Origin of the sequence: Pontibacter sp. Tf4, from assembly GCF_014212495.1 — a bacterium.
Lineage (GTDB): Bacteria > Bacteroidota > Bacteroidia > Cytophagales > Hymenobacteraceae > Pontibacter.
Genome location: NZ_JACKZC010000006.1, coordinates 107,585 through 124,856, shown reverse-complemented (window position 1 = coordinate 124,856; position 17,272 = coordinate 107,585). Strand labels below are relative to the sequence as shown.

Genomic DNA, 17,272 nt, shown 5'->3' with positions numbered 1-17,272 from the left:
GCGCCTTTGTGTAACTATAGATAGTGCTTGAAACTATAGGAGTGCCCGGTGCTGGTTTTTCTTATAGTACTCGATCTTGCTGGAGAACATATCAGCCATTTTCTCGGATCGCCACTTCGCTTCAGCCGCTTTTTCGCCTTCAAACAGCTCATCAATCGTTGTAAAAAAGATCAGCAACCAACGTTCAAAGTGTTCGGCACCAACCGGTAAGGTTATGTGCTTGGAACCCGGGGCGCCCTGGTAAGTCAGTTCGCCCAGCAATACCGTTTGCCAGAAGCGGTACATAATGTCCAGGTGTATGGGCCAGCGGTCCTGTATGCGTTCATCAAACACTGGTCCCAGCAATTTATCGGCACGCACGCGGGTGTAAAAGGTATCCACCAGCAACTTCACATCCTCCAGCGTCAATATATCGTGTTTTTCAGTCATTTTGTAAAGTATATTTTGACCAGTGATTAAGGAGATTTTTCTGATTATTAAGATTAAAATAAACCTATGTACAGCTTACCCTGAAATCTGTCAAATTCCTACAAAGTTCAGGAAATATAATCATGTTAAATCAGAAAAATCCCCTTAATCACTGGTCCTTTTAACTACACCCCAAACTATTACCGCAGTTCAGGCATTTGTAACAGGTGCCGGAGCGGATGGTGATGTGCCCGCATACGTTGCAGGCCGGGGCATCACCCATCATGTTGGCCAGTACCTGTTGCGTTTGCTCCATCAATACAGTGCGGCTCTTCGTTACAACACTATAACCGTTGGGATTAGTTTGATTAACCGGTTTCTCAACTATAGTTTTTACTGGTTCCGGCAGCGGTTCATTTATAATTTCCGGCTCCTGGGGCTGCACATGCACCAGGTCGGTACGGTTCAGGTACTCAAAACCAAGCAAACGGAACACATAGTCAAATACCGAAGTGGCAGATTTGATGTTCGGGTGCTCTACGCGACCAGCCGGCTCGAAACGGGTAAAGGTAAAGCGATTCACAAACTCTTCCAGCGGCACGCCATACTGCAAACCCAGCGACACCGAAATAGCAAAGCAGTTCAGGATAGAGCGGAACGAAGCCCCTTCCTTGTACATATCAATAAACAGTTCACCCAACTCGCCATTCTCGTACTCGCCGGTGCGGATGTACACGGTGTGGCCGTCTATTTTTGCTTTCTGGGTAAAACCGTTGCGCTTGTCTGGTAACTTTCTTCGCTCCACCATACGAGATAGTTCCTGGCGGAACACTTCGTTGGCGGATTCGGAAAGGATGGCCTGCGCTGCTTTCAGTACCTGTTCGGCGTTATACTTTTCGGTTGCTGTCTCCGTTTTTTCTTCTTCATCGGTGTTGCTGGATTTGGAAGAAAGCGGCTGCGACAGTTTACTTCCATCGCGGTAAATAGAACAGGCCTTCAACCCAAGTTCCCACGACAGTTCGTAGCTTCTGGCAATGTCGTCGGGCGTAACTTCGTTGGGCAGGTTTATAGTTTTAGAGATCGCTCCGGATATGAACGGCTGCACGGCCGCCATCATTTTAATATGGCCATCGGCATGGATAAAGCGTTTGCCCTTGCTGCCGCAGCGGTTGGCACAATCAAAAACAGGATAGTGTTCTGGCTTTAAGTACGGTGCACCTTCCACAGTCATGGTACCGCACACATAATCGTTGGCCTCTTCAATTTGTCTGAAACTATAGCCAAGCGCATGCAGCAAGTTAAAATCCGGTTTCTGGTACTGTGCCGAACTATAGCCTAAGCGTTCTAAACATGCTTCGCCCAACGTAAAGGCACTGAACAGCGAGGTTACATCATAGGCCGTGGCCACCGCATTTTCCAGCTTTTCTATTTCCGCATCGATAAAGCCTTTAGTCTTTAAACTTTCGGGGTTGATGTGCGGAGCGCCTTTTAAGGTAGCGTGTCCTTTGGCATAGTTAACTATAGTTTCGATCTCTTCTGAACTATAGCCCAGCTTTTTAAGCGCCACCGGAATAGACTGGTTGATGATCTTGAAGTAACCACCGCCGGATAGCTTTTTATACTTAACCAATGCATAGTCTGGCTCAACGCCGGTCGTGTCGCAGTCCATCAGCAAACCTATCGTTCCGGTCGGGGCAATAACGGTGGCCTGCGCGTTGCGGTAACCGTATTTCTCGCCTTGCTGCAGCGCTGCATCCCAGATCTGTTGTGTAGCTTTCAGTAAATAATCCGGGCATAGTTGCTGATCCAGGCCAACCGGTTTTATGCTTAGTTGCTCATAGTTGTCGTGCTGGTTATAAGCGGCGTAGCGGTGGTTTCGGATTACGCGGAGCATGACCTCGCGGTTAATGTCGTACTTTGCAAAAGCGCCCAGCGTAGCGGCCATTTCGGCGGAGGTACGGTAGGCGGTTCCAGTCATCAGCGAGGTAATGCCGGCTGCCAATGCACGGGCTTCGTCGCTATCGTACGGTAATCCCTGCACCATCAACAAAGCACCTAAGTTGGCATAACCTAAACCTATCGTTCTATAGTCATAAGAGCGTTGCGCTACGGCTTCGGAAGGGAACTGCGCCATCAGCACCGAGATCTCCAATACCACAGTCCATAGTCGACAGGCGTGTTCAAAAGCAGCTACATTAAATTGCTGTTTCTTCTCATCAAAAAAGCGCATCAGATTCAGTGATGCCAGGTTGCAGGCTGTGTCGTCCAGGAACATGTATTCCGAACACGGGTTTGATGCGTTTATTCTGCCTTCTGCCGGGCTGGTATGCCACTCGTTTATAGTGGTGTCGAACTGCACACCCGGGTCAGCGCAGGCCCAGGCGGCATCAGCTACCTGCTTCCATAAGTTGCGGGCAGGTATCGATTTTAAAATCTTCCCATCGGTACGGGCTGTTAAATGCCAGTCGCCGTTCTCTTTCAGCGCTTTAAAAAAGGTATTTGGTACCCGGATAGAGTTATTGGAGTTCTGCCCCGACACGGTAGCATACGCTTCGCCTTCGTAGTCAGATGAATACCCGGCCGCAATCAGCGCAGCAACTTTTTTCTCTTCTTCTTTTTTCCAGTTGATGAACTCCTGAATTTCGGGGTGATCTAAATCAAGGCACACCATTTTAGCAGCGCGTCGCGTCGTGCCACCCGATTTTATAGCACCGGCTGCCCGGTCGTTCACCTTCAGGAAAGACATCAGCCCCGATGAAGAACCGCCGCCCGACAGTTTTTCGTCTTTGCCCCGCACATTCGAGAAGTTGGTGCCCACACCTGAGCCGTACTTAAAAATGCGCGCTTCCTGCACCAGCGAGTCCATCAGGCCACCTTTGTTCGCCAGGTCATCCTTCACTGACAATATAAAGCAGGCGTGTGGTTGTGGCCTCTCAAATGCAGAAGTGGATTCCTTCATTTCGCCGGTGTCGGGGTCTATATAATAATGTCCCTGCGCTTTTCCCGTAATGCCATAGGCACTATAAAGCCCGGTATTAAACCATTGTGGCGAGTTGGGCGCGGCATACTGGCCCAACAGCATATACACCAGCTCATCATAAAATACCTGCGCATCCTGCTCTGTTGCAAAATAGCCATACTTACTGCCCCATTGTTTCCAGCAATCCACCAAGCGGTGCACCACCTGCTTTACCGATCTCTCAGCGCCGGTACTGCCATCGGGCTGCGGCACGCCGGCCTTGCGCAAATATTTCTGAGCCAGAATATCGGTAGCGATCTGCGACCATTGCACGGGCACTTCCACATCTGTCAGTTCTGTAACCACATCGCCGGCAGGGTTGCGGATGGTGGAGGAGCGTAGTTCATACCTATACTGCTCGTAAGGCGACTTTTTAGTGCCGGTAAATTTTCTTTTAAAGGAGAGACCTTTAGCACGGGGGCTGGTATTTTTCTTCATGGGCGGAAAGGATTGTGTGTTTTGAATAAGGAAAGAAAGAAGTATTCAAAAGTGCTATATAGAATCACCAATAGAAATGACGAATGTCATTTTAATAAAAGACATTTTACTCTTTTTTTGTGCCATCAACTAAATACATTTGTAACAACAATAAGTAAGACTTTTAATCTTAACGAAATGGAAAGCACAGAAACAATTAAAACACTGGACGTTACCGTACTGGAACCACGCATGAAGCACCCGACCATCTTCGAATGGTTTGATGCACTGAAAGGTGGCGAAGCCTTTATTATCCACAACGACCACGACCCGAAACCGCTGTATTACCAGCTGCTGGGCGAGCGTGGCAACACCTTTAAATGGGAGTACTTGGAGCAGGGCCCGGAAGTATGGGAAGTACGCATTGCGAAACTGACACCAGCCGAAGGCGAGACTGTTGGCGAACTGGTGGCCAAGGATTACCGCAAAGCGCAGGTGTTTAAAAAATATGGTATTGACTTTTGCTGCGGCGGTAAAAAATCGGTGAAGCAGGTCTGCGAAGAAAAAGGCATCAGCCAGGATGAGCTGGAAGCCGAACTGATTGCCATGGACGAAGCCGAAAAAGCACGCGAAGCAGAATACGATAAATGGGAGCCAGGCTTTTTAGCGGACTATATCGTGAACATGCACCACAAATATGTGCGCGAAGCCATCCCGGCCCTTTACGAATACACCACTAAGATTGCCCGCGTGCACGGCCAGCGCCACCCGGAACTGCTGGAAGTTGTAAAACACTTTACCAACGTGGCAAATGAACTGGAATCGCACATGCCGAAAGAAGAGCGCGTGCTGTTCCCGTATATTAAACAACTGGACGAAGCCAAAAAGAGCGGCGTGAAGTTAGATCCTGCAGCGTTTGGCTCTATCCAGAACCCGATCAACATGATGGAAATGGAGCACGACCATGCCGGCAACGAGCTGGAGCGAATTCGTGAACTGACCAACAACTATACCTTGCCGGCCGATGCCTGCGCAACCTACACAGTTGCCTTCAAAAAACTGAAGGAGTTTGAAGATGATCTTTTCCGCCACATCCACTTAGAGAACAACATCCTGTTCCCGAAAGCGCTTGAGCTGGAAAAAGAAGTAGTAAAATAAAACCCCACCCCAGCCCTCCCCTAAAAACAGGGGAGGGGGAAATTGAAAACTCCCCCTCCTGTTCTTAGGAGGGGGTTGGGGGAGGTAAATCCTGGTTCAGACATTTAAAATTAGTATAGCTATGAACAAGACAGCCACACCCCAGAAAAGAGATAAAAGCCTCGTTCCGCTTTCAAGGGAGCATCATTTTGGTCTGCTGTTCTGCTGGAAAATACGGCAGGGCCTGAAAAACGGAGCCGACCTGGAAGTAATGCGCGACTATGTGCGTTATTTCTGGAAAAACGTGCTGAAAGAACACTGTGACGAAGAAGAGTGGTTGCTGGAGCGCATCCTGAAAACAGACGACACTTTGCGTGCACGTCTGGCCGAAGAACACGAGCTGATCCATAGCATTGTAAAACTGATCGAGGTTGGTAGCCCGATGAACAAAGAGCTGTTTAAAGTGCTGGAAAGAGATCTGACCGACCACATCCGTTGGGAAGAGAGAGAGCTGTTTCCGTACCTGCAGGCCATTGTGGACCCGGAAGAACTGGCCTACAACACCGATCTGCTGAACCATAACCACGATCCGCGCCAGGATAATTTTACACCTGAGTTCTGGCTGACCAAGCCGCAGGCAGCTTAAATATGAACATAGCAGCCAACACCAAAATATCGGCCCTGATAAAAGAGAATCCGGCGGCCATAGATGCGATAGCCAGTATAAACAAGCACTTCGAGAAACTACGGAATCCGGTGCTGCGCAAGATACTGGCCTCCAGGGTAACTATAGCCGATGCCGCGCGCATTGGCGGCTGCGATGTGGATGCCTTTTACCGGAAACTGGCCCCGCTGGGCTTTACAGTTGCTACTGACCAAACAAACATAGCCATGCAGACCCCTGAAACCACAACCAATGCACTGCCGGATTACCTGGCACAGTTACCTGCGCAAAAGCTGATAACGCTGGATGTGCGCCAGGACATTGCAAGCGGCAACGACCCGTTTAAAAAGATAATGGATGCCGTAGCAGAAACAGGGGCAGGGCAGGCCTTGCTTATCATCAATACCTTCGAGCCGACCCCGCTTATTGCCATCCTGAAGAAGAAAGGCTATAGTTACCATACCGATACACGATCTGCAGACCTGGTGTACACCTACTTCTGGCCGGAGAACGAAACTATAGTTGCCGAACCGCAAACTATAGCCTCTGCCCAAAACGACTTTGAAGCTGCCCTGGCCCGCTTTGCCGGTAAAGTAAAACGCATTGATGTACGCGCCATGGAAATGCCGCAGCCGATGGTAACGATCCTGAGCGAGCTGGAAATACTGCCTGCCGGTGAAGCCCTGTATGTGGTGCACAAACGTGTGCCGCAGTTCCTGTTGCCGCAGCTGGAGGAGCGTGGTTTTAAGGTAACTATAAACGAGGCAGGCCCGAACGAAGTATACCTGTTGATCCACAACTAAAGAAACTATGAGCACTGCCACTACATCCAACTCGCCGGGCAAATGGGTTGTGCTGCCGCATTATGCGTTTGCTGCCCTGGCTTTTGTGGCGCTCAGCATCCTGCTGCTGTTCTCTACCGATGCCTTTGGGGGCCACTATTTCCACCCCAAACTGCTTACGCTTACACACGTGGCGGCGCTGGGCTGGGCCACCATGCTCATTTTCGGGGCCATGTACCAGTTACTGCCAGTGGTGCTCGACTGTAAACTATATTCTGAGAAGCTCGGAACTATAGCTTTCGTGTTTTTGGCGGTAGGCACTATACTTCTGGCCTGGTGCTTCTGGCATTTTGAGCTGGGCCATCTCATGCACCTGGCCGCCTGTAGTCTGGTCATCGCGTTCATCCTCTTCAATATCAACGTCATCCAAACTGCCCGCCAGGCACCTAAATGGACCGTTGAATCTGACTTTATAGTTACGTCAGCCATCTGGTTGCTGGTAACCGGTATAGTGGGGCTGGTGATGGTGCTGAATTTTACAATGGCTTTTCTGCCTGCAGAGCACACGCATTATCTGAAACTGCACGCGCACATTGGTATGGCCGGCTGGTTTTTGCTGCTGATCATAGGCGTTGGCTCCAAGCTGATCCCGATGTTCTTGCTGGCGCATGCCGAGGACTTTAAAAAGCTGAACTGGAGCTATAACCTGATCAATGCCGGGCTGGTGTTCTTCATTTTCGATCACCTGTTTTTTCATACCGCTTTACTGCCGGTTTATGCCGCGCTGGTGGTGGCTGGCGTTATCCTGTTCCTGCTTTTTATCTACGAAACCAGCAAAACCCGCCAGCGCAACGATGTAGACCTGGGCATGAAACAGACTTTTGTGGCGCTGGGCTTACTGCTGTTGCCGCTGGTACTGGTTATAGTGGTGAGTAGCAACCTGAACCTGCCGCAGCAACTGTTGTCGTCTATCTACTTAGTGTATGGTATCTCGGTATTTTTCGGGTTTGTTTCGGCAATCATACTGGGCCAGACCTTTAAAACCCTGCCATTCATCGTTTGGATGCACGCCTACGAAGACTACGTGGGCAAATTTAAAACCCCATTACCCAAAGACCTCTACAATCACAGCCTGCAGCGCTGGCAGAACATAACCTACCTGTTTGGGTTTGTACTTTTAATAACGGGTGTACTGCTGCGCAACCAGCAGGTCATACTTGGTGGCGCCATCGGTTTTACCCTTACAGCCGTGCTGTATACCGTAAATGTTTTTCAGTTGCTCTTACATAAAGTTCAGGAACTTAAACCTTTTGCTTATGGAAACACAGGTGCCTGAGGAGTTCGGCAATGAAGTGTTCGAAACCTTAAAATACATCATCGACCCCGAAGTGGGCATAAACATAGTGGACCTGGGTCTGGTTTACGAGATAAGCCTGGACGGTGACAAGCTGGAAGTTAACCTGACCCTGACCACGCCCGGCTGCCCTATGAGTGGCACCATAGTAACAGCGACAGAGCAGATCCTGCTGAAGCGCTTCCCGAACCTGGATGTTAAAGTAAACCTCGTGTGGTCGCCACCGTGGTCTACCGAAATGATCACGGAAGAGGGCATGCGCCAGCTGGAAGGTAAGTCGTAAGTTTTGTACTGTTTAAGATCAGAAAATGAGTTTGCTTTCGAAAACGACGGAATATGCCCTGCGCGCCATAGTATACGTCGCCATGCAGGATGCACTGGGCCTTAAAGTAGGCATAAAGGAGATAGCCCGGGAACTGGAGCTGCCGGTACATTTTATTGGCAAGATCCTGCAGGACCTGGTGCGTAAAGGCCTGATCGCTTCTGTAAAAGGGCCTGGCGGCGGCTTTTTCCTGCACCGCCCTGCCAGCGACATCAGCATTCTGGAAGTGATAAATACCATTGACGGCATGGAGGCTTTCAGAAAGTGCGGCATGGGCATGAAACAGTGCTCTGACCTGCACCCCTGTCCGCTGCACCACGAGATAAAAGCCTACCGCGTGCAGTTGCTGAAGGTATTTGAAAGCAAAACCATCCAGACGCTGGTAGACGGAATTAATACCGGAAAATACTTTATTACGAACCTGCATGAAGAAACGCAGCTCTAACCACTTTCAGAAATAATAAACTATACGATCAGGCTATAGTTTGCCTATAGTTTGCTGGATGTTGCCTTTCTGTCATCTGCCTGTGCAGCAGCCAGGTCCTGCCTTATAGTTTTAAGTTTATACAAAATCATACCCAATCAGCCAACCTTTTTAAACACTGGTCACATGATAGTTACCCAAACCCGGTCTGCTTTCTCTGAAAAACTGAGAGCGATGGAGCCGGATGCCCGTCCTGAACACGAAGTAGCAGCTTTGCTGGAGGCTGTGGAAGAAATTCGTGCGCTGAAGAAGAAACACAATGCAGTGGTGTTATCGCATTTTTATATGCCCGCAGAGCTGCAGGTAAAGCACGAAGACGGCGGCATAGCCGATTTTGTCGGCGACTCGCTGGGCCTGAGTGTGGCCGCTAAAAGTGTAGAGGCCGATACCATTATTTTCTGCGGCGTGAAATTTATGGCCGAAACTGCCAAGATCCTGAACCCGGTGAAACAGGTATTGCTGCCCAGCTTTGATGCCGGCTGCTCCTTAGCCGAAAGTATTACCGGCGAAGACGTGCGGATGCTGAAGAAACTATGGCCGGGTGTGCCGGTAGTAGCCTACATCAATACCTATGCCGAAACCAAAGCTGAAGCCGACAATTGCTGCACCTCGCGTAATGCCCTGGAAATTGCCCGATCTTTGGGTGGCGACAGGCTGATATTTTTACCGGATCTGTACATGGGCCGCAACCTGCAGAGCAAGATAAAAGCTGAAACTGGCAAAGAGCTGATACTATGGGAAGGCAAATGCGAAGTACATGAGCAGTTTACACCACAGCGCATTAACGGCCTGAAAATGATGTACCCCGAAGCACAGGTACTGGTGCACTGGGAGGTGCCGGACGACACCGTAAGCGATGCCCTGAAAGGAGCTGGTGGTATAGTTGGCAGCACATCCGATATTATCCGGTTTGTAGGCGAAAGCCAGAGCCGCCAGTTCATATTAGGCTCGGAGTGCGATCTTGGAGCTACCTTACGCGGCATGTATCCGCAGAAAGAATTTATAGTGCCCTGCATCAAGTGTCCGCACATGAAGCAGATAACCATGGCCCGTACCCTGGATGCGCTGCGCTCGATCGGTACTGAAAAAGAAGCCCTGTTCGAGATCACGCTCGAAGATGAGATTATCAGAAATGCCCTGACCCCGATAGAGCGAATGCTGGCTTTTGCATAACTAAAGTAACATGCGGTACGATGTGATTGTGTTGGGCAGCGGCATTGCGGGTCTGACATTTGCCCTCGAAGCTGCTGCTCATAAGAAGGTGTTGGTGCTCTGTAAAGCTGCATTACAAGAGACCAATACCGCTTATGCGCAGGGTGGAATAGCCGCTGTGCTGGGTACTATAGATTCGTTTGAGCAGCATGTGCAGGATACCCTGGAAGCCGGCGCTGGCCTGTGCGATGAGACGGCCGTACAGTTTATGGTGGAGCAGGCGCCGGAGAGTATAAAATGGCTGCAGCAGCAACAGGTTAAATTTGACAGCGGTGCCGACGAAACGATAGCCCTCGGCCTGGAAGGCGGACACAGCCAGCATCGGATTGTGCATGTAAAAGACCATACCGGCTTAAGCATACAACAGGCACTTAGCAGAGCTGCTTTACAGCATCCAAATATTACGGTATTTGAATATCACCTGGGGCTCGACCTGCTCACGCAAACTATAGCTGATGAAAAAGTCTGCTGCGGCGTGCAGGTGCTGGACTTAAAGACCGGCAACTATAAAACGATATTTGCCAACGCCACCGTACTGGCTACAGGTGGCTCCGGCCAGGTTTTCTGCCACACCACCAACCCAACTATAGCCACCGGCGACGGGCTGGCCATGGCCGCAAGGGCAGGAGCAAAGATCCGTAACATGGAGTTTTTCCAGTTCCACCCGACAGCCTTGTACGACCCCACTTCAGAAGATACTTTCCTGATAAGCGAAGCCTTGCGCGGAGCAGGAGCGGAACTGGTATTGCCTGCCGGGGACACATTCATGCATCGTTACCACCCGCTTGGCTCCTTAGCCCCCCGCGATGTAGTAGCCCGTGCCGTGTACGAACAGATGCAACTGCACAATTCGCCATGTTTATTCCTGGATGCTCGTCATCTTGGTAAAGCGTTATTGCAACAGAAATTCCCATCTATCTATAACCGCTGCCAGACTATAGCCATCGACCCAACTATAGACCTGATCCCGGTGGTGCCGGCGGCGCATTACCAGTGTGGCGGCATACAGACCGACCTGCAGGGGCAAACAACTATAGCCGGACTGTACGCCATCGGGGAAGTGGCTTGTACGGGTGTGCACGGGGCTAACAGGCTGGCCAGCAATTCCCTCCTCGAAGGGGTGGTGTTTGCCAGGTCGGCCGCGGCTCATTTCCAAACTATAGTGCAGCCAAAGTGTTTTGCGGATTTCGACAGCATAGTTTACCACCGGCTTAACGAGGAACAGGATGCCGCGATAAACCACCTGAAAAGTGAGCTGCAGCTGCTGCTATGGCGGCAGGCAGGTATTGTTCGCACACCCGAAGGGCTGGCAGGTGCCCTTGATAAACTGGAAGTTCTGAGATACAAGCTGGAACGCCTGCACACTTTTTCGGTTGCCTGGCAGGAGGTGCAAAACCTGCTAACAGTAGCTGAACTTATACTGGTCGCCGCTAAACATCGCAAAAAAAGTGTAGGCGGGCATTTTGTACAATCCACTCAGGCACTGGCAGCCGTTTGTTAACCTTTTGTTTTCATAAGGAGTTAATGTTGTAACTAACTGAACTATAGTTAACTATAGCTGAAGTTGAGCATGGTAATCCGGCCTGAGAAGTACAGTTTAAATACTACAAAAGTGAAGCGGTTGTGAAAAATACGTACCGCTGTAAGTGTTATTACTTAAAATTAAACCTTCGTAGTAATTAAAACATTCTGGAACATAATGAGTAAGTTTATGGCATTGCCAAACGGGCCAGTACCTTAAATTTAACATATGGAGCGGAAAACAGCACCTGTAAATCTTGCTATTGAAAAGAACTATGACTCGGAAATGTGTGGGAGCATACCGCTGCACCTGGTAAACCTGATACAACCACACGGCATGCTGCTGGTGCTCGATAAACAGGAGCTGCGCATACTGCAGGCCAGTGCCAATACCGAAGTTTATTTACAGATTGCTGCCGACGAACTGCTTTCCAAACCTTTCTCAAGTCTTATACCGGAGCACCAGTTTAACGAGGTCGTCTCTAAACTGAAAAGCCAGAACAAACAGGACAAAATTCCCTTTACACTTAGTTTACCGGCCGGCGATACGGTTAAAACCTTCACTGCTATTATCCTGCAGCACCCCGATTACATTCTGGTGGAGCTGGAAGAAAGCAGAACTATAGCACAGGAGTCCTTTCTGAGTTTGTACCAGCACCTGAAGTACATTACCTCGCTGCTGAAACAACCGGATACGATAAGCGAAATAGCACAACTGGCAGTAGAGGAGCTCAAAAAGTTCAGTGGCTTTGATAAAGTGATGGTGTACCAGTTTGACCCGAACTGGAACGGCATGGTTATAGCCCAGGCACGCGAAGCAGACATGGACGATTACATGGACCTGCGCTTCCCGGCATCGGATGTGCCCAAGCAGGCCCGCGACCTGTATTTTAAAAACCCGTACCGCCTGATCCCGACCCGCAGTTACACACCCGTGCGGCTGGTGCCGGTGCTGAACCCGGTAACACAAAAATTTACCGACCTCTCTGACTGCAGCCTGCGCAGCGTAGCCAATGTGCACCTCGAGTACCTGGCCAATATGAGAGTGGATGCGTCTATGTCGTTACCGCTGATCATTGATAACAAACTATGGGGGCTGATTGCCTGCCACCATAAAACGCCTAAATACCTGAGTTACGAGATGCGCTCTGCCATGGAGCTGCTATCCGATATATTAGCTGCCCAGTTGCAGGCCCGCCAGAAAGAAGAAGCCATGGCCCACCGTGTAAAGCTTCGCAGCCTGCACGCATCGCTACTGGAACAGATCTACAGCAGCCCGAACTTTGCCGAAGGCTTACTGGAAGGTGAGACAACCATCCTGGAACTGTTCTCGCTGAGTGGGGCGGCAGTGTTTTACGAAGGCAATACCTGGGTAGCCGGCGAAACACCCTCTCCGCAGGAGATGAAAGAGCTGGTGTCGTGGTTGCGCCGAAACAATGCGACAGGCTTGTATGTTACTGATACACTGCCACAGGCATACCCGCGCGGCAAAGATTTCCAGACAAAGGCCAGCGGACTGATGGCAATACCAATAAACAAGGAGCAGGGCGAATTTATACTGGGCTTCAGGCCGGAAGTACAGCAGACTATAAAATGGGGAGGCGACCCGAATAACGCCGTGCAGATGGAACCGGATGGCAAGAGCTATCATCCGCGTAACTCCTTTGCTATTTACAAGGAAGTTGTAAAAAATACGTCCCTGCCCTGGATGCCGGACGATGCCGCTGCCGCTGAAACGCTGCGGCACGCCGTGCTGGAAAAGCTGATCAAAGACAGATATTAAGATTGGCTGATTACCGCTTACCTTATTGCACACATGAAGTCAGAACAGCAACAGTTATCTATGGCAGTAACGAAACCATCTGAAAAAGAGAAGGCTAAACCTACCGACCATTACCTGGTAGGGATTGGTGCGTCGGCAGGTGGGCTCGAAGCGATCCATATGCTCTTCGACCATTTTCCGAATAACTCCAGCTTTTCGTTTGTCATCATTCAGCACTTATCGCCCGACCACAAGAGCCTGATGACGGAGCTGCTGAGCAAGCATACCAGCATGCAGGTGCTGGAGGCAGAAGATAACATGTTTACAAGGCCCAACTGTGTGTACGTGTTGCCCAGCGGCAAGCAGCTTACCATAGAGAACGGCCGCCTGCGCCTGACCGAAAAGACCCGAAGCCGCGAGCCAAATTTTGCCATCGATCTGTTTTTTGAGTCGATGGCCAGGAGCAGGGGCAAGTACGCGATTGGGGTTGTGCTGTCTGGCACCGGTACGGATGGCACCAAAGGAGCCAAAGCCATAAAGAAGGCTGGTGGCATGGTAGTAGTGCAGGACCCTGAAACGGCCAAGTTTGACGGCATGCCACGCAGCGCAATTGATGCAGGTTACGTAGACTATGTGCTGGCACCGGACCAGATGCCAGACGAGATCATTTCTTATACACAGAAGATACCTTTGCTTAAATCACTGATAAAGGATAGTAAACACGAACACGAGAACGCTATACTGAAAGATATCCTGGACCTGGTGTGCACCCACACCCAGACCGATTTTTCAGACTATAAGGAAGCGACCATTAACCGCCGCATCCGGAAACGGATGGATAGCTTAAAAATTACAGAGCTGGCGGCTTATCTGGACTATCTGCATGAGAACCCTAACGAGATAAAAAAACTATGCCAGGAGTTCTTTATAAATGTTACCAATTTCTTCCGCGACCCGGAGGCGTTTGAGTTGCTGGAGCAAAAAGTAATTCCGCATATAATTGAAAATAAGCCCGAGAATGAACCTGTAAAAGTATGGGTGGCCGCCTGCAGTACCGGCGAAGAGGTGTACTCGCTGGCCATACTCTTTGTCGAAGCCTACGAAAAGCTGGGCAGAGAGCCGAATATCAAGCTTTTTGCCACGGATATAGACCAGCAGGCTATTACTCAGGCATCGAAAGGCAGTTACCCGACCAGCATTGCCAAGCACGTAACGGCAGCCCGCATCGAGCGTTTTTTTACATTGCGGAATAACCGCTACATTGTAAAGGATGAGATCCGGAAGCTGGTGATTTTTGCGCAGCACGACCTGCAGAAGGACCCGCCTTACAGCCGTATAGACCTGATCACGTGCCGCAACATGCTGATCTACCTGAATGCCGAGCTGCAGAATAAGGTAATTGCGCTGTTTCCGTATGCCCTTAATTTTGGAGGTTACCTGTTGCTGGGCCCCAGCGAGCATATCGGCGATATGGGATCTTATTTTAAGGAAGAGAACCGCAAATGGAAGCTTTTCCGGAAGATAAAGGAAAGCCAGGGCTCGGGGAGGAAGAAAGCCTATGGGCTGAACCACCAAAACACAGGCCTCACATCGCTGAGTCAGAACACACAATATAAAAATCTTTCGCTGGCCCTCTACAATAACTCCTTTATGGATGCCGTGTCCGAAGACTTTAAAGTTACGGCACTGTATGTGGATGAACAGTACCAGCTACTGCACGGCATCGGCGACATCAACCGTTTCCTTAAGTTTCCGGACAAGCGCCTGCACTTTAACCTGATAAAGATGGTGCCTGAAGAGCTGGCCGTTACCCTGAGCGTGGGCATACGCAAAGCCCTGAAGCAGGACCGCAAAGTAGTGGCGCGGCAGGTAACCGTAAAAATGGGCAAAAAGGAGCAACTGGTACACGTTTCCATACGCCCGGTTTCCGGAGAGAAAGATCAGTCGAAAGTAATACTGGTGCTGCTGCAGGAGCTTGGCGAAGTAACGCCGCTGCCTAAGGTATCGGACATGACCTTTGTATCGGATTCGGATTATTACCAGCAGCTAACGGCCCTGGAAATGGAGCTGAAGGAAGTGCGCGAAAGCCTGCACATGACGGTGCAGGACCTGAGCACCTCCAACGAAGAGCTCCAGTCGAGCAACGAAGAGCTGATGTCGAGCAACGAAGAGCTGCAAAGCTCCAACGAAGAGATGCAGTCGCTGAACGAAGAGCTGCATACTGTAAACTCGGAGCATCAGCTAAAGATAAAAGAGCTGCAGGAGCTGAACGAGGACCTGGACAACTTTATCCGCAGTTCCAACATCGGGCAGCTGTTCCTGGACCATCACCTGCGCATCCGTAAGTTTACGCCTGCAGTAGAGAAACTCATCAACATCATCGATAGTGACCTTGGCCGGCCTATCCACCACCTGTCGCATAACCTGAAGTACAGCCAGTTTATAGACGATATAAAGAAGGTAAACAACACCTCGGCAGAGATAGAGCAGGAAATAGAAACGCAGGACGGCAGATATTACCTGATGCGTATTCTGCCATACCTGAAGCAGGATGGCAACAAGGATGGAGTGGTTGTTAGTTTTGTGGATGTGACCACACTCAAAACCCTGACCAATGTGGTGCAGGGCGTGTTGAACAGTTCCCTGAACAGCATTATGGCCTTCCGGTCGGTACGTGATGATAAACGTGCTATAGTTGACTTTAACTGGACCCTACTGAACAAACGGGCAGAGGCGCTGATCGAAAGATCGCAGGCAGACCTGTTAGGCAAGAGTGTGCTCGATACCATTCCGTTCCTTAAAAAATCGGGCTTGTTCCGGAAGCTGGCACAGGTTGCCGAAGATGGTAAATCATTGCACATAGAGCAGCAACTGGAGGTAAACGGAGGCAAGATATGGTACGAGATAGCGGCTGTAAAAATGGGCGATGGCGTTACCTTAACAATGGGCGACGTTACCGGCAAAAAGAACAGCGAAGATAAAGTACAGATCGCTTACGAAGAGCTGAAAGCGGCCGAAGAAGACCTGATCAGGCTAAACAACGAGCTGGAGAAGCGGGTAGCTGAACGAACTGCCGCCCTGGCCGCCAGCGAAGAGCGCTTCCGGATGGTATCGATGGCGACGAACGATGTGATCTGGGACTGGAACCTGGTAACAAACGAGATCTGGTGGAGCGATAGCTTAAAAACCATGCTGGGCTACGACTCTACGCAGCTGCTGGATGGCGTAAACAGCTGGTTCAACCTTATTCACCCGGAAGACCGCGAGAAGGTTGTAAAGGATATAAACAGCGCGATCAACACCGGCAAGGATCAGTGGTCCGGAGAATACAGGATCAAAAAGGCAGGTGACGGCTATGCTTTCGTATCGAACAGGGCCTACATTATGCACAACGAATACCAGATGCCGCACCGGGTGCTGGGCTCGTTTATAGACCTGACTGACCTGAAACAGACCCAGGAAAAACTGCAGCAGACCAACGAGCACCTGCTCCGTGTAATAGAAGACCTGGATACGTTTGTGTACACGGCGTCGCATGACCTGAAATCCCCGATCGGGAACATAGAAGGCCTGATGCTACTGTTGCAGGACCAGATCGCAACCGCAGGGCCGATTCCCGGAGAACCTACCGAGCCTGTCTTTGAGATGATGAAAGATGCCATTGTGCGGTTCAAGAATGTGATAAGAGACCTGACGGACATCGCCAAAATACAGCGCGACGTAGACAGTGAGCCTGAAACAGTGGATGTGCGGGAGGTTTTTGAAGAAGTGAAATCAAGTTTGCAGGAACTCTTGATCCGTGAAAAAGCCCGGATCGAGGTTGATTTTGAGACCGCGCCGCAGGTGGCCTTTTCAAAAAAGAACCTGTATAGTGTACTGTATAACCTGATAAGCAATGCCATAAAATACAAAGCTAAAGACAGGCCACCGCACATTGTCCTGAAAACCGATGCGGTAGATGGTTATGTCCGGCTGACGGTGCAGGATAATGGCCTGGGTATCAGTGCGCAGAACTTAGCAAAGATCTTTACGCTGTTCAAGCGTTTCCATACGCACGTAGAAGGGACGGGCATGGGTTTATACATAGTAAAACGATTAATTGACAACGCAGGAGGCTATATTGAAGTAAACAGCCGGGAAGGAGAGGGCACTACTTTTGAATTGTATTTAAAAAAAGAATAAAAGCCGCT

12 protein-coding genes are annotated in these 17,272 nt (G+C 50.1%); 10 read left to right on the top strand and 2 right to left on the bottom strand.

Annotated elements, in window-relative coordinates; genetic code table 11:
- Positions 1 to 33 precede the first annotated feature (33 nt).
- Both H7F15_RS11285 and H7F15_RS11280 read right to left on the bottom strand, forming a co-directional pair.
- Positions 34 to 429, bottom strand: coding sequence for a group III truncated hemoglobin (locus tag H7F15_RS11285; protein ID WP_185197083.1), 396 nt, complete (start codon positions 427 to 429; stop codon positions 34 to 36).
- A gap of 160 nt (positions 430 to 589) precedes the next feature.
- Positions 590 to 3,865 carry a vitamin B12-dependent ribonucleotide reductase gene (locus tag H7F15_RS11280; RefSeq protein ID WP_185197082.1) on the bottom strand — a complete coding sequence of 1,092 codons (3,276 nt, stop codon included), beginning with the start codon at positions 3,863 to 3,865 and terminating at the stop codon, positions 590 to 592.
- 177 nt (positions 3,866 to 4,042) lie between these two features.
- On the opposite strand from H7F15_RS11280, the gene ric reads away from it, so the two are divergent.
- From ric to H7F15_RS11230, 10 genes are all read left to right on the top strand, one after another.
- Entirely contained in the window at positions 4,043 to 5,002 is a 960-nt protein-coding gene (gene ric, locus H7F15_RS11275) for an iron-sulfur cluster repair di-iron protein (protein ID WP_185197081.1), read from the top strand.
- A 121-nt stretch (positions 5,003 to 5,123) separates the two neighbouring features.
- Entirely contained in the window at positions 5,124 to 5,627 is a 504-nt protein-coding gene (locus H7F15_RS11270; RefSeq protein ID WP_185197080.1) for a hemerythrin domain-containing protein, read from the top strand.
- Positions 5,628 to 5,629: 2 nt separating this feature from the next.
- Positions 5,630 to 6,448: a DUF2249 domain-containing protein gene (locus tag H7F15_RS11265; protein ID WP_185197079.1), complete on the top strand. Its 819-nt coding sequence runs from the start codon at positions 5,630 to 5,632 to the stop codon at positions 6,446 to 6,448.
- Between the two features lie 7 nt (positions 6,449 to 6,455).
- Positions 6,456 to 7,763, top strand: a complete 1,308-nt coding sequence (locus H7F15_RS11260) for a hypothetical protein (RefSeq protein WP_185197078.1) — start codon at positions 6,456 to 6,458, stop codon at positions 7,761 to 7,763.
- Entirely contained in the window at positions 7,744 to 8,064 is a 321-nt protein-coding gene (locus H7F15_RS11255; RefSeq protein WP_185197077.1) for a metal-sulfur cluster assembly factor, read from the top strand. The genes H7F15_RS11260 and H7F15_RS11255 overlap by 20 nt, the downstream gene beginning before the upstream one ends.
- A gap of 25 nt (positions 8,065 to 8,089) precedes the next feature.
- Complete coding sequence (locus H7F15_RS11250; RefSeq protein ID WP_255481195.1) at positions 8,090 to 8,548, top strand: Rrf2 family transcriptional regulator; 459 nt, start codon at positions 8,090 to 8,092, stop codon at positions 8,546 to 8,548.
- Positions 8,549 to 8,713: 165 nt separating this feature from the next.
- Positions 8,714 to 9,760, top strand: a complete 1,047-nt coding sequence (gene nadA / locus H7F15_RS11245) for a quinolinate synthase NadA (RefSeq protein WP_185197076.1) — start codon at positions 8,714 to 8,716, stop codon at positions 9,758 to 9,760.
- Between the two features lie 10 nt (positions 9,761 to 9,770).
- On the top strand, positions 9,771 to 11,300 hold the full coding sequence (gene nadB / locus H7F15_RS11240) for an L-aspartate oxidase (protein ID WP_185197075.1): 1,530 nt from the start codon (positions 9,771 to 9,773) through the stop codon (positions 11,298 to 11,300).
- Between the two features lie 249 nt (positions 11,301 to 11,549).
- Entirely contained in the window at positions 11,550 to 13,103 is a 1,554-nt protein-coding gene (locus H7F15_RS11235; protein ID WP_185197074.1) for a GAF domain-containing protein, read from the top strand.
- A gap of 60 nt (positions 13,104 to 13,163) precedes the next feature.
- Positions 13,164 to 17,264, top strand: a complete 4,101-nt coding sequence (locus H7F15_RS11230; RefSeq protein WP_185197073.1) for a chemotaxis protein CheB — start codon at positions 13,164 to 13,166, stop codon at positions 17,262 to 17,264.
- The last annotated feature ends 8 nt before the right edge of the window (positions 17,265 to 17,272 follow it).